The 13,582-nt window shown below is 68.2% G+C and carries 16 protein-coding genes; all 16 read right to left on the bottom strand.

Annotated elements, in window-relative coordinates; translation table 11 throughout:
- Nucleotides 1–3 precede the first annotated feature (3 nt).
- Nucleotides 4–867, bottom strand: coding sequence for a branched-chain amino acid ABC transporter permease (locus DFR50_RS03090; RefSeq protein WP_113887717.1), 864 nt, complete (start codon nt 865–867; stop codon nt 4–6).
- Nucleotides 867–1,574: an ABC transporter ATP-binding protein gene (locus DFR50_RS03095; RefSeq protein WP_113887718.1), complete on the bottom strand. Its 708-nt coding sequence runs from the start codon at nt 1,572–1,574 to the stop codon at nt 867–869. Before DFR50_RS03095 ends, DFR50_RS03090 begins: the two co-directional genes overlap by 1 nt.
- Nucleotides 1,575–1,781: 207 nt before the next feature.
- The gene (locus tag DFR50_RS03100; protein ID WP_113887719.1) at nt 1,782–2,543 is read right to left on the bottom strand and encodes an ABC transporter ATP-binding protein; all 762 of its coding nucleotides are present in this window, start codon (nt 2,541–2,543) and stop codon (nt 1,782–1,784) included.
- On the bottom strand, nt 2,536–3,804 hold the full coding sequence (locus DFR50_RS03105) for an ABC transporter substrate-binding protein (RefSeq protein WP_113887720.1): 1,269 nt from the start codon (nt 3,802–3,804) through the stop codon (nt 2,536–2,538). The genes DFR50_RS03100 and DFR50_RS03105 overlap by 8 nt, the downstream gene beginning before the upstream one ends.
- 51 nt (nt 3,805–3,855) lie before the next feature.
- Nucleotides 3,856–4,056: a 2-hydroxymuconate tautomerase gene (locus tag DFR50_RS03110; protein ID WP_113887721.1), complete on the bottom strand. Its 201-nt coding sequence runs from the start codon at nt 4,054–4,056 to the stop codon at nt 3,856–3,858.
- Between the two features lie 5 nt (nt 4,057–4,061).
- Nucleotides 4,062–4,829 carry a 2-keto-4-pentenoate hydratase gene (locus tag DFR50_RS03115; protein WP_113887722.1) on the bottom strand — a complete coding sequence of 256 codons (768 nt, stop codon included), beginning with the start codon at nt 4,827–4,829 and terminating at the stop codon, nt 4,062–4,064.
- Nucleotides 4,826–5,869 carry a 4-hydroxy-2-oxovalerate aldolase gene (gene dmpG / locus DFR50_RS03120; protein ID WP_113887723.1) on the bottom strand — a complete coding sequence of 348 codons (1,044 nt, stop codon included), beginning with the start codon at nt 5,867–5,869 and terminating at the stop codon, nt 4,826–4,828. The genes DFR50_RS03115 and dmpG overlap by 4 nt, the downstream gene beginning before the upstream one ends.
- Entirely contained in the window at nt 5,869–6,810 is a 942-nt protein-coding gene (locus tag DFR50_RS03125) for an acetaldehyde dehydrogenase (acetylating) (RefSeq protein WP_113887724.1), read from the bottom strand. The genes dmpG and DFR50_RS03125 overlap by 1 nt, the downstream gene beginning before the upstream one ends.
- Before the next feature lie 7 nt (nt 6,811–6,817).
- Nucleotides 6,818–7,606 (bottom strand): 2-keto-4-pentenoate hydratase, encoded by a 789-nt coding sequence (locus DFR50_RS03130; RefSeq protein WP_113887725.1) that lies wholly within the window; start codon nt 7,604–7,606, stop codon nt 6,818–6,820.
- Nucleotides 7,607–7,620: 14 nt separating this feature from the next.
- Nucleotides 7,621–9,129 (bottom strand): 2-hydroxymuconic semialdehyde dehydrogenase, encoded by a 1,509-nt coding sequence (locus DFR50_RS03135; protein ID WP_113887726.1) that lies wholly within the window; start codon nt 9,127–9,129, stop codon nt 7,621–7,623.
- A 301-nt stretch (nt 9,130–9,430) separates the two neighbouring features.
- Nucleotides 9,431–9,856 (bottom strand): GlcG/HbpS family heme-binding protein, encoded by a 426-nt coding sequence (locus DFR50_RS03140; RefSeq protein WP_113887727.1) that lies wholly within the window; start codon nt 9,854–9,856, stop codon nt 9,431–9,433.
- Nucleotides 9,857–10,159: 303 nt separating this feature from the next.
- Nucleotides 10,160–11,080, bottom strand: coding sequence for a catechol 2,3-dioxygenase (locus tag DFR50_RS03145; protein ID WP_113887728.1), 921 nt, complete (start codon nt 11,078–11,080; stop codon nt 10,160–10,162).
- 12 nt (nt 11,081–11,092) lie between these two features.
- Nucleotides 11,093–11,446: a 2Fe-2S iron-sulfur cluster-binding protein gene (locus tag DFR50_RS03150; protein WP_113887729.1), complete on the bottom strand. Its 354-nt coding sequence runs from the start codon at nt 11,444–11,446 to the stop codon at nt 11,093–11,095.
- 2 nt (nt 11,447–11,448) lie between these two features.
- Nucleotides 11,449–12,507, bottom strand: coding sequence for an NADH:ubiquinone reductase (Na(+)-transporting) subunit F (locus DFR50_RS03155; protein ID WP_113887730.1), 1,059 nt, complete (start codon nt 12,505–12,507; stop codon nt 11,449–11,451).
- A 22-nt stretch (nt 12,508–12,529) separates the two neighbouring features.
- Entirely contained in the window at nt 12,530–12,898 is a 369-nt protein-coding gene (locus DFR50_RS03160; protein ID WP_113887731.1) for a phenol hydroxylase subunit P4, read from the bottom strand.
- Nucleotides 12,899–12,974: 76 nt separating this feature from the next.
- Nucleotides 12,975–13,582 (bottom strand): YHS domain-containing protein (locus DFR50_RS03165; RefSeq protein WP_113887732.1); only part of this gene is annotated, 608 nt, incomplete at its 5' end.

The following is a 13,582-nucleotide window of genomic DNA, read 5'->3' on the forward strand; positions in this document are numbered from 1 at the left end:
GGCTCAGCTCCTGGCGAACAGGCCCTGCGGCCTGAACACGAGCGCGACCAGGAAGACGAGATGCTGGGCGAGGATCTGCCACGAGGCGTCGATCTGCGAGCCGAAGTTCTGGGCGACGCCGATGATCACGCCGCCGATCAGCGTGCCCCACAGGCTGCCGAGGCCCCCGAGCACCACCGCCTCGAAGGCGGCGAGCAGCCGGCTCGGCCCGATCGAGGGATCGAAATTGGTCCACACCGACATGCACGAGGCGGCGACCAGCATGGTGATCCCGACCACGCCCATGGCGACCGGATAGATGCGCGCCGAGGTGAGGCCGATCAGATCGGCCGCCGCCGGATCGTCGGCGACGGCGCGGATGCGCGCGCCGATCGCGGTGCGGTAGAGGAAGGCGTCGAGCCCGGCGATCAGGGCCACCGCGAGCAGGAAGACCAGCAGCGGATAGACGCCGACGTCGATCGGCCCGAGGCGCAGCGCCGCGAGCTCGATCGCGCCGCCCGACAGTTTTCGCGTGTTCGGGCCGTAGGCCTCGAGCAGGCCGTTCTGGATGATGATCGACAGGCCGAAGGTCACCAGCAGGATCGGCAGGATGCCCTTGCCGACGGTGCGCTGCAGCAGGAAGCGTTGCAGGAGCCAGCCGAGGCCGAAGGCGACCGGCAGCAGGATCAGCGCCACCAGGAACGGCGACCAGCCGAGGACCCCGGTCAGCGACAGGAGCACGAACGAGAACAGCACGATCATGTCGCCATGGGCGATGTTGACGAAGCGCATGACGCCGAGCGACAGCGACAGGCCGAGCGCGAACAGCGCATAGAGGCCGCCGATCAGCACCCCCTGGACGATGAGATTGAGGATCGTCTCGACCATCAGTGCGCGCCGCCGAAATAGTGTTGCATGATCGTGTCGCGGTCGGCGTCCGCCGGCCGCCCGCTGAGCGACACCTCGCCTTCGAGGAAGCAAACGAAGCGGTCGGCGACGGCGAGCGAGCGCGAAATGTCCTGCTCGACCACGACCACCGCCACGCCGCGCTCGCGCACCTGCGGGATGATCGCGTAGAGCTCGTTGACGACGCGCGGCGCGAGCCCGAGGCTGATCTCGTCGCACAGCAGCAGGCGCGGATTGGCGAGCAGCGCCCGGCCGAGCGCCACCATCTGCTGCTGCCCGCCGCTGAGCTCGCGCGCGCGGCTGTCGCGACGCTCGCGCAGCACCGGAAACCACTCGTAGACCTGCTCGAAGCCGATGTCGCCCTTGCGGCCGAGCTCCTGGCCGATGCGCAGGTTCTCGAAGATGGTGAGGGTCGGAAACAGCTTGCGGCCCTCAGGCACGAGCGCGATCCCTTTCGCCACGATCTCGCGGGTCGACAACGCCGCGAGGTCGCAGCCGTCGAGGCGCGCCGAGCCGGTGACCCGGCCCGCCTGCCGGACGAGCGCCTTCAGGAACGACGACTTGCCGGCGCCGTTGGCGCCGATGATCGACACGATCTCGCCCTCGCCGACGGTGAGGTCGACGTCGTGCACGGCCTGGAACGCGTCATAGAAGACGTTGAGTTTTTCGACGGAGAGGAGGGGGGTCATCCGCCAAGGCCCGCAGTTGGCGCACCCCGGGAGGGGCGGCGTCTCGCCGCCCCGGGCGCGGGGGACGCGCGCCCTCCCACGAAGCCCGCAGCCTCTTTCTCACGCGAAAGGGTCCCGAACCCGCCCAGTGTTGGCGCACCGGGAGGGGCGGCGTCTCGCCGCCCGGGTGCGCGGGACGCGCACCCTCCGACGAAGTCGGCGGTTGCCTCACGCGCCAAGGTACACCTCCCGCACCCGCTCGTCGGCGAGCACCGCGTCGGGGGCGCCTTCGCAGATGATGGCGCCGAAATGGAGCACCGCGAGGCGGCTCGCGATGCGCTTCAAGGCGTGGATGACGTGCTCGACCCAGACGATCGTCGCGCCCTCGCGGTGGATCGCGGTGAGGATGGCGAGCAGGTCCTCGCATTCGGCGTCGGTGAGGCCGCCGGCGATCTCGTCGAGCAGCAGCAGCCGCGGCTTGCCCGCCACCGCCTTGGCGAGTTCGAGCCGCTTGAGATTGAGCAGCGACAGCGTTCCCGCGGGTTTTGCGGCGAGCGCGGCGAGGCCGGTCAGCGCCAGCGCCCGCTGCGCCTCGCGCCGTCCGGCCGGGATCGACAGCCCGCCGCCGTGGGTCGCCGCGACCAGCACGTTCTCGAACACGCTCATGTGGGCGAACGGCTTCGGCACCTGATAGGTGCGGCCGACCCCGAGCCGGCGGCGGCGCCAGACCGTCATGGCGGTGACGTCGCGGCCCATGATGTGAATCGAGCCCTCGTTCGGCGGCAGCACGCCGGCGATCAGGTTGAACAGCGTCGATTTCCCGGCGCCGTTGGGCCCGAGCACCCCGAGGATCTCGCCCGGCCGCACGGTCAGGCTCAATTCCTCGATCACGCGCAGGCCGCCGAACCGGCGCGAAACGCCGGCCAGCGCCAGGATGACCGCTTCCGCCGGGGGACCCCCGGCGGAAACGGTCTCGTTCCGATCAGCCATGAACGATCTCGGCCATCTTGCCGCCGACCGGCACCATCGGCGCGGTCGTGTTGTCGACCACGACGAGATCGAACGGGAACTTGGTTCCCTTCTTCCACTGGCCGATCACCAGCGGGGTCGCGCTGGTGTTGGGATAGGGCCCCTTCTTGAAGTTGATCGGCCCGACGATCGAGGCGTAGTCCATGCTGGCGATGGCGTCGCGGATCGATTCCGGATCGTCGAGGCTCTTGGCGCGCTTGAGCGCGTCGAACGCCGTCTCGAACAGCGCATGGCGGAAGCCGAGCGTCATCGACGTCTGGTTGCCGGTCGCCTTCTCGTAGGCGTCGCTGAGTTCCTGCGACGTGATTCCGCTGAGGCCAGACTTGAACGGGCTGGTCGGCGACCACCAGACCTCGACCGAGAGGCCTTCCGCGCGCGCTCCCAAGGGGGCGATCGCGGCCGGGAATTCCGTCGCCTTGGCCATCGAGATGATCTTGGGCTGCAGGCTCTGCTGCGCCGCGGCGCTCATGAAGGCGGTGAACTCGGGCGGCGGCAGCACGCCGGCGATGATCTCGGCGCCGGCCGATTTGAACGCCGCGATCTGGGCGCTGTAATTGCCCGACGGCAGGTCGAACCGGCCCGGATCGACGATCTTGTAGCCGCGCTTTTCCGCCATGCCGGTGAAGATCTTCGAGAACGCGAGGCCGTCGTTGTCGTTCGGCCACAGCGCGCCGACCACCTTGTTGGTCTTCACCTGGTCCCAGGCGTCGTAATAGGCCTCGGCCATGTTCACGGCGCTGAAGAAGTAGTTGAAGGTCCAGTCGAAACCCTTCTTCGGATCGCCGTTGCGGCCGAAGAACCAGGGCTCGAGCGGGCAGTCGTTGGTGAGGCAGGGGACGCCCGAGACCTCGCACTGGTCGGCGACCGGATTGACCGTCTCCGGCGTCGCGAAGGCGGTCATGATGTCGACCTTGTCCTGCAGGATGAGCCCCTTGGCCACGTCGGCGGCGCGGTTGGGGTTGGACTGGCTGTCGCGCACGATGATCTCGAGCGGATGCTTGGTGCCGCCGATGTCGATCTGGCCGCCGGTGTGCGCCTTGAGGCGATCGAGCGTCCACGGCAGGTTGTCGGAGAAGATCGCGAGCGGCCCGGTCAGCGGGGCGACGAGGCCGATCTTGACGGTCTTGGGCGCGGCGAAGGCGACGCGCGGCAACGCGGTCGCCGCCAGCGCCGCGGCGCCGGTCTTCAGGAACGCGCGGCGTCCCACGGGAAATCGGGTCATATGGGTTTCCTCCTCGATAGGTCTGTTTTCGCTGATTCTTTAAGGCTCGGGTCAGCCCGGAGGCGCCTCGGGCTTCTCCTTGGTCTTCCCCCCGGCGCCGAAGTGCAGCGCCGGGACTTCGCGCAGGATGACGCGGATCGAGTCGAGCGGGGCGTCGATCGCCTCGACGATCGCATCGCTGACCTTGGCGATCAGCCGCCGCTTGGCCTCGGGCGTGCGCCCCTCGATCAGGGTGATCTCGACGATCGGCATGTCGCCTACTCCGCCACGCGGATCGAGACCGATCCGAGGTTCTGCATGGTGAGGCGCACGCGCTCGCCGACTTTGAGCGAATGCGCCGCAGTCGCGCCGCCGGCGAGGATGATCCAGCCCGCTTCGAGCCGCCCGAGCGCGGCGCCCGCGAGCCGCGCCGCCGCAACAAGCGAGCGCGACGGGTTGCCGAGGATCGCCGCGGTCGAGCCGATCTCGACCGGCCGGCCGTCGACTTCCATGACGAGGCCGAGGTTGGAAAAGTCCTGGGTCGGCGACGACCAGTCGCCGACGACGAAGCCGGACGAGGACGAATTGTCGGCGATCACGTCGGGCAGCGCGAACTTGAAGTTCTGGTAGCGCGAGTCGATGATCTCCATCGCCGGCGCGATCGCCGCCACCGCCGCCATCGCTTCCGCCGCGGTGACCTCGCCGGTCAGCGGCGCCTTGAGCAGGAAGGCGAGTTCCGGCTCGATGCGCGGATGGACGAAGCGCCGCTTCGACAGCGACGCGCCCTCTTCCAGCCGCATGGCGTCGGTGAGCCGGCCCCAGACGACCTCGTCGACGTTGACCTGCTTCATTTTTGCGCGCGAGGTCAGACCCATCTTGACGCCGACGAGCTTTTCGCCGCGCTTCAGGCGGCGCTCGATCGAGGCCGCCTGCACCGCATAGGCGTCGGCGACGCTGAGCGGGCCGGAGCTGGTGAATTGCGGAATTGCGGAGGCGGTGCGCGCCGCCTCGTCGACGACTTCGGCGTATGTCTGGATGTCGGTCATTGGGCGGCCGCCTGGGCTTCGCGTTGACGGATGATGTCGAGCGCGACGTCGACGATCATGTCCTCCTGGCCTCCCACCATGCGGCGCTTGCCCAGCTCCGTCAGGATGTCGCGCGTGTCGACGCCGTAAAGCTTGGACGCGTTCTCGGCGTGGCGCAAGAAGCTGGAATAGACGCCGGCGTAGCCGAGCGACAGGCTCTCGCGGTCGACGCGCACCGGGCGATCCTGCAACGGCCGGATGACGTCGTCGGCGACGTCCATGAGGACGTGCAGGTCGACCCCGGTTTCGATCCCCATCTTGTCGAGCACGGCGATCAGCGCCTCGATCGGCGCGTTGCCGGCGCCCGCGCCCATGCCGGCGAGCGAAGCGTCGACGCGCACCGCGCCCGCTTCGATCCCGGCGACGGCGTTGGCGACGCCGAGCGTCAGGTTGTGGTGGGTGTGGACGCCGACCTCCGTTTCCGGCTTCAGCGCCTGGCGGAACGCCCGCACCCGCTCGGCGTACTGGCCGGGCAGCAGCGCGCCGGCCGAGTCGGTGACGTAGACGCATTCGGCGCCGTAGGACTCCATCAGCTTCGCCTGCTCGACCAGTTTTTCCACCGGCGCCATATGCGCCATCATCAGAAAGCCGACCGTGTCCATGCCGAGCGCCCGCGCCGCCTCGATGTGCTGGCGCGAGACGTCGGCCTCGGTGCAGTGGGTGGCGACGCGCACGCTGCGCGCGCCGGCCTCGTAGGCGTGCTTGAGGTCGTGCACGGTGCCGATGCCGGGCAGCAGCAGCACGGTGACGACCGCGTTCCTGCACTCCTCGGCCACGGCCGCGATCCACTCGCCGTCGTCATGCGCGCCGAAGCCGTAGTTGAAGGTGGCGCCGGTGATGCCGTCGCCGTGGCAGATCTCGATCGCGTCGACGCCGGCGCGGTCGAGCGCGCGGGCGACCTCGCGCACCGTCTCCAGATGATACTGGTGGCGGACCGAGTGCATGCCGTCGCGTAAGGTTACGTCCTGGACGTAGAGCTTGTTCTTGTTCTTGCGGGCCATCACGCGGCCTCCTTCTGCAATTGCCTCGCGGCCCAGCCGTCGGCGGTGGTGAGCGCGGCCGAGGTCATGATGTCGAGATTGCCGGCGTAGGCCGGCAGGTAATGCGCCGCGCCCTCGACCTCGAGCATGATCGTGGTCTTGAGGCCGGAGCAGAATCCGACGCCCGGAATGCGCACCGGATGGTTGTCGCCGATGTGCTCGAACTGCACCTTCTGCTTCAGGCGATAGCCGGGCACGTATTTGCGCACCGCCTCCGCCATGTCGGCGACGGACTTCTCGATCGCCTCCTGCGAGCCGCCCTGCGACAAGGTGAAGACGGTGTCGCGCATGATCAGCGGCGGTTCGGCCGGGTTCAGAATGATGATCGCCTTGCCCTTCTCGGCGCCGCCGAGCTTGACGATGGCGTTCGAGGTGGTCTCGGTGAACTCGTCGATATTGGCGCGGGTGCCCGGCCCCGCCGACTTCGACGAGATCGAGGCGACGATTTCGCCCCAGATGACGCGTTTGGTCGCGCGCTTCACCGCATAGACCATCGGAATGGTCGCTTGCCCGCCGCAGGTGACCATGTTGACGTTGGGCTCGTCGATGTTGGCGTCGCCGTTGATGACCGGGATGGTGAACGGGCCGATCGCGGCGGGGGTGAGGTCGATCACCTTCTTGCCGTCCGCCTGCAGGATCGCGTTGTTCCTGACGTGCGCGCCGGCCGAGGTCGCGTCGAACACGATCCTGATGTCCTTGTAGTTCGGCAGCTTGCGGAGGCCCTCGATGCCGTCATGGGTGGTCGGCACGTTGAGGCGCGCGGCGCGCGCGAGGCCGTCGGAGGCGGGATCGATGCCGACCATCGCGCCCATCTCGAGCGCCTTCGACATGCGCATCACCTTGATCATCAGGTCGGTGCCGATATTGCCCGAGCCGATGATCGCGCATTGTATCTTCGCCATCAGAGCCTCACTCCTTCGCAAAAGCCGCGCGGACGGAGCCGAGCCCCGAGATGCGCGCTTCGTAGACTTCGCCCCGCTTCACCGTGACCATCGGCCCGAGCGCGCCGGACATCACCGTGTCGCCCGCCTTCAGCGGGCGCCCGACCCGCGCCATGGTTTTCGCGAGCCAGAGGGTCGCCGACAGCGGGTCGCCGAGGCAGGCCGCGCCCGCCCCGACCGACACCTCGTCGCCGCCCTGCTCCATGATCATGCCGCACAGCCTGAGTTCGAGACCGTCGAGCTTTTTCGGGCTGGCGCCGAGCACGTAGAGGCCGGAGGAGGCGTTGTCGGCGATGGTGTCGAGGATGCCGATCTTCCAGTCGGCGATCCGCGAATCGACGATCTCGATCGCCGGCAGCGCGAACTCGACCGCCCGCAGGATGTCGGCGATGGTCAGATGCTCTTGGTCGAGGTCGCGCCCGATGACGAAGGCGATCTCCGCTTCGACCTTGGGCTGGATGAGCTGGTCGGCCGCGACGTCCCATCCGTCCGGCACCGCCATGTCGGAAAACAGCATGCCATAGTCGGGCTGGCTGACGCCGAGTTGCCGCTGCACCGCGAGCGAGGTCAGCCCGATCTTCCGCCCGACGAGCTTGCGCCCGTCGGCGAGCCAGCGCTCGGTGTTGAACTCCTGGGCGGCGTAGGCCTGCTCGACCGCCCCGGCCGGCAGAAGCTCGCGCACCGGCGGCACGGGCGTGCGAGTCCTGTAGGCGCCGAGGATGGCGTCGGCGACGGCGAGCGGCGCGATCTTGGTCACGTTGGCGTTCCTTCTCAGAGCTTCACGCAGACGTTGGTCAGCTCGGTGTAGAACTCGAGCGAGTGCAGGCCGCCCTCCCGACCGATGCCCGACTGCTTGGCGCCGCCGAAGGCGGTGCGCAGGTCGCGCAGGAACCAGGAGTTGACCCAGCAGATGCCCACGTCCATCTGCGCCGCCACCCGGTGGCCGCGCGAAAGGTTCTCGGTCCAGACCGAGGCCGCGAGCCCGTAGGGCGTGGAATTGGCGAGCCGCACCGCCTCCTCCTCGTCGTCGAACGGACGGATGTGGCAGCAGGGTCCGAAGATTTCCTCGTTCACGATCGGCGAGTCGTCGGGGAGACCGGTCCAGATGGTGGGCTCGATCCAGGCGCCGTCGGCGAGGTCGGCCGGCATGGTCGGCACGCCGCCGCCGGTGACCACGGTCGCCCCCTCCGCCGCGGCCTTCCGGTAGTAGCTCAGCACCTTCTCGCGGTGCTCCTTGCTGACCAGCGGGCCGAGGTTGGTCACCGGGTCTTCCGGGCGGCCGAGCTTCAGGCTCTCGGCGCCGGCCTTGAGGCGCGCGACGAAGGCGTCGAAGATCGGCCGCTCGACATAGACCCGCTCGGTGCCAAGGCAGACCTGGCCGCAGTTCGAGAAGCACGAGCGCATCACCCCCTCGATCGTCTTGTCGAGATCGGCGTCGGCGAACACCAGCGCCGGGTTCTTGCCGCCGAGCTCGAACGACACCTGGCGGATGCCGAGCGCGGCCTGGCGCATGATCGCTTCGCCGGTGCGGGTCTCGCCGGTGAAGGTGATGCCGTTGACGAGCGGATGCTGGGTCAGGAACTCGCCGGCCGAATTCGGGCCGAACCCGTGCACGACGTTGTAGACGCCCTTGGGCATGCCGGCCGCGTTCATCACCTCGCCGAGCAGGGTCGCGGTCAGCGGCGTCTCCTCGGACGGCTTGACGACGACGGTGTTGCCGCAGGCGAGCGCCGGGCCGACCTTCCAGGTCATCAAGAGCAGGGGCAGATTCCACGGCGAGATCACCGCGATCACCCCCTTGGGCTTCCTGAGGCCGTAGTTGATCGCGTTCCTTCCGTCGGGCGTCGGCAGGATAAACGTCTCGGTTGACACGGTCTTCACCGTGTCGGCGAACATCTTGAAGTTGGCGGCGCCGCGCGGAATGTCGAGATGGCGGGCGAGGCTCGACGGCTTGCCGGTGTCGAGACACTCGGCGGCGAGGAACTCCTCGAGCCGCGCATTGATGCCGTCCGCGACCCTGGCGAGAATGTCGGTGCGCTCGGTCACCGTCATCCGGCCCCACGGGCCCGACAGCGCGGCCTTGGCGGCGCGGACCGCCGCGTCGATCTCCGCCTTGCCGCCCTCGGGCACGCGGCCGATCACGCTGTTGTCGAGCGGCGTGCGGTTTTCCCAGAACCTGCCGGTCGAGCCGTTGGTGAACGCGCCGTCGATGAAATGGGCGGCGTCCTTGCGCGCGCTGTCGAAGCTCACGGACGCCTTCTTCAAAGCCTGCACCGTCATCGTTTCACCTCTCGTGTCGCGGGGCTCGCCGCAGCGCGCCGCTCTCATATCGCGATATTTTCAGTTTGTCGATATTTTTCTTTATATCGATATTTTATTGAGTCCCGCCACGCCGGATGGGGTGTGGCCCGCTGCTTCGATGCCGGTCGAATTACGCTTACGCCACCGGCGCAAGTCGGATTGCACGACCGTCACCGCAAACCTCCAAACGAGGAAACCTGCTTTCCACACCTCATCCGGCCCTTCGGGCCACCTTCGCCGCTTCGCGGAGAAGGGGCGCGCCAACGCCTTCCCTTCCGTTCTACGCCGCGAGCGCGGCGGCCACGCCGGCCCTGGCGCATTCGCGGTCGTCGTCCTCCGACCCGCCCGAAACGCCGACCGCGCCGATCACCGCGCCGTCCTCGACGATCGGCAGGCCGCCGCCGAACAGCACGACTCCCGGCCGGATGGCGATGCCGTGATGGAGCACCGGATTGTCCTTGAGCGCGTTCGACAGGCCGTCGGTCGAGGCGCCGAACACCGCCGCCGTATAGGCCTTGTCCCGGGCGATGCTGATCGACGCGGCGAAGGCGCCGTCCGCCCTGAGGCAGGCGACGAGGTCGCCGCCGATGTCGACCGCCGCTGCGACGACCGCGACGCCGCGCTCGCGTCCCCTGGCGACGGCAGCCTCGACGGCGCGGAACGCGGCCTCGGCGCTGATGATGCGGCGCGTGACTGAAACCGGCATGGTCTTCCCCCTGTCTTCCGTCGCCGCGCTCGCTCGGGCACGGCGACTCCCCTCTCCACCCCCTCGGCGGGACGGCGTCGCGCCTCCTCCCCCCTGTGGGGTCGGGAGGGAGGTCGCGCCGAACCTCGACTTTTGGCGCTCTGCCAGCCGCCAAACCGAGCGGTCCGTGAGCCCCCGCCCGGCCGCCCCGACATCGGGGCGGGGACGGCGCCCGTCGCGCCGGGTCCCGTCTGGACAAGGCGTACATGCCGCGCGAGGGATCGGGTAAAAGACCCTTCGCGCGGACGCCCCGACGGTCGCGGCTTACGATACGACCGACAGGAACGCGTCGTTCAGCTGACGCTCGTAGTAGAAGATGCCCTTGCCGACCTGGGTCTCGTCCCAGGTGCGGGTCGGGATGTCCGGATAGTAGGTGTAGCCGCCGGCGAAGGTCTCGCAGCGGTTGCCCGACGGATCGAAGAAGTAGATCGTCTGGCCGCGGGTGATGCCGTGCCGGGTCGGCCCGAGGTCGATCGAGATGTCGTAGCGGGTGAGGATGTCGGCGGCGTGCCCGATCGACTGCCAGTTTTCCAGCTCGAAGGCGACGTGGTGCAGCTTGTTCGGCTCGGGGTATTTCACGAAGGCGATGTCGTGCGCCTTCATGCCGCAGGTCATCCAGATCGCGAACACGCCGTCGGGCATGTCGACGCGCTCGGCGCAGCGGAAGTCGAGCGCCTTCTCGAAGAAGTCGAGGTTGCCCTGGACGTCGGGCCCGTACAGCAGCGAATGATCGAAGCGGCGGGCGGCCATGCCGTGCGGCTCGAGCTCCCAGACGTCGGGGTTATGGGTCCTCGGCTTCGGGTCGGACTGTTCGGATTCGGCATAGAGCTCGATGCGATGGCCGGTCGGGATGGTGAAGCCGATGCGGCGGCCGAGGCCGGGCTGCTCGCCGGCCTTCACGTGATCGACCGCGAAGCCGTAGTCGGTGACCCGCTTCTCGTAGTGATCGAGATCCGAATCCTTCACGCACTTGAAGCCGGCGGCGTCGACGCCGGCCGAATCGGCGCGACGCAGCACGATCGAGTGATGGTCGAACTCGTCGGCCGACTTGAGGTAGACGCGCCCGTCGGGGCCTTCCGTGACCTGATGCAGGCCGATGCGCTTGGTGTAGAACTCGATCGCCGCAGGCATGTCCAGAACGCGGATCTGGATGAAGCCGGGACGCATGATGCCCGTAATCGCCATGGTGTTACCTCCTTACACGGGTTGCAGGGCCCGTTCGCCCTTGGCTTTGACTACGACGGGGGTCTCCAGCCGCAGGAAAAGATCGGATCGCGGATAGATGCAGCAGGCGAGCACCAGGCCCGCCGCCTCGTCCTCCGCGGAAACGCACGACCGGCTCATCGGTCCGGAATCGTAGGCGCCCGCGAGCACGCGCACGCGGCAGACGCCGCAGCCGCCGCGGCGGCAGCCGACCGGCAGGCGGCGCGGCAGGTTCTTGAGCTGGCCGAAGCCCTGCGCCCGCTCGAGCGCGACCAGCACGCGCTCGCCCTCGTAGACGTTCGCCTGCCCATGGCCTTCGAGCGTGACCTGGAATCGTTGCGGCGCCATCGTCAGAGCCTCTTGAACAGCGGGCTTTTCGGCTTCGTCCCCGCGTCCTGCGCGGTGAAGAATTTTTCGGTGAAGATGTGCTTCTCGAACAACCGCCCCTGCATCAGCGCGCCGATGCAGCCCTCGATCATCGGCGGCGGTCCGCACAGATAGGCGGTCGAGCCTTCGAACACGCCGCCGTAGAGGCGCCTGGCGACGTCGTGGACGAAGCCGCGCTCGCCGGCCCAGCCGCTGTCCTCGGGCTCGCTGGAGAGGGCCGGGACGTAGCGGAAGTTCGGGTGCGCTTTCGCCAGCGCCTCGAATTCCGCGCGGCCGTAGAGATCGGCTTCGGTCCGCACGCCGTGGACGAGCGTGATCGGCTCGGAATAGCCCTCGGCCAGAAGGTCGAGGATCATTGCCCGCGGGCTCGACACGCCGGTGCCGCCGGCGAGGAAAATCAGCGGTCCGCCGCGCGACTTGCGCACCACGAAGCGGCCGTAGGGGCCGGAGAACCGCAGGCGGTCGCCGGGCCTGAGCTTGTCGTGGACGTAAGCCGTGCCCGCCCCGCCCGGCACGCGCCGCACCTGAAGTTCGACGAGCTTGGGATCCGACGGCGCGTTGGCGATCGAGAAGGCGCGCGCCCCCTCGACGCCCGGCAGGTGCGCCATGACGTACTGGCCGGCCTGGAAGTCGATGCCGCGGTCGAGCGCGAGGCGCACGCCCTTGACGTCGTGGGTGAGGTCGTCGAGGCCGACGACCACGCCCTCGAAGTCGCCGACCGGGATGCGGCGGGCGTCGGGATCCTCCTCGACGTCGGCCTCGATCGTGACGTCCGACTTCAGCGTCGCGGTGCAGGCGAGCACGTAGCCGTCGTCGCGCTCGAAATCCATCAGGGCGAAGCTCGACGCCTCGCCGTGATCGATCTCGCCGTCGACCACCTGCGTCTTGCACGTCCCGCACAGACCGTGGCCGCAGGCGTGCGGCAGATAGATTCCCGACCGCAGGCAGGCGTCGAGGATCGTCTGGCCTTCGGCGACGTCGATGGCGTCGCCGAGCGGCTCGATGGTGAGCTGGTGGGTCATGGCTTTGCCCGCGATCTCCGTCTCAGCTCGCCGAGGCCTTGAAGCCGTTGAGGCCGGGGGTCCAGAAGCGGATCAGCGACTTGTGGCCGACGCCGTGGTCGGCGAGCGACCTGGCCATGTCGGGCTTGGTCCTGACGCCGTCGATCATCCACTCGACCCTGTCCCAGTCGATCTTGTCGAAGTCCGGATGGGCGCCGTAGTGGCCCTTGACGATCGCCTCGACGAAGGCGGCGAACGGCATATCGGGCGGCAGCGGGAAGGCGAGCGCCGCGCAGAACATCAGATGCTCTTCCCAGTGAACGTAGACGACGCGGGCGCCGTGAAAGTTCTTTTCCGCGTCGCGGTATTCGATGTTCTGTTCATAGTCGGGCGAAAGCGCCGTGAGAGCCATGGTCTCCTCCCGGAGTTGAAGGTTTTCGCAAGGGGCGCGCGTCGGTGGGACGCGCGCCGGTCTCATCGATTGCGGCCTATTCGGCGGCCTTGACCGCGCCGGCCTGCCAGCTGTTCCACAGCGCCTCGTCCGGCGAGCCGACGTAGTCCATGTTGTCGTGGCCGACGTTGAGCCGGTAGTAATTCAGCACATCGGGAATGGTCGCCCCGCCGCAGGCGCCCTGGAAGATCTGGTGCACCGGCAGCCACGACTGGACGTACTTCTCCGGCTCGCCGTCGAAGATGTCCTTGCAGCCGTCCGAACAGAAATGATAGCGCTCGCCCTTGAAGTTCGACTCGCGGAAGCAGATCGTGGTCGGATCGGCGGGCTCGGTGTAGCCCATCGGGATCTGGCAGGTCTGGCACAGCATCGGCAACGCCATGTTGTAGAAGCGCTTGCCCTGCTTGGCCATCTCCGCCCACATCTCCCAGCGCGGACGATAGAACTTGTCGAAGGTGGTCGGATACTTCTCCGACAGCCAGTCGAGGTGCTCGCGGTCGGGAATCCAGGTGTGGAACGCCGCGGCGTGGCTGTACTGGTAGAAGATCGCCCAGTTCTGGTGCGACACGTGGTCGGCCTCGACCGTCGCCTGGTCGGCGTATTTGGGCGGGCGCAGGCCGTAGCGGGCGAGATCCTGGAACAGCG

It is taken from the genome of Roseiarcus fermentans (assembly GCF_003315135.1).
Taxonomy (GTDB): domain Bacteria; phylum Pseudomonadota; class Alphaproteobacteria; order Rhizobiales; family Beijerinckiaceae; genus Roseiarcus; species Roseiarcus fermentans.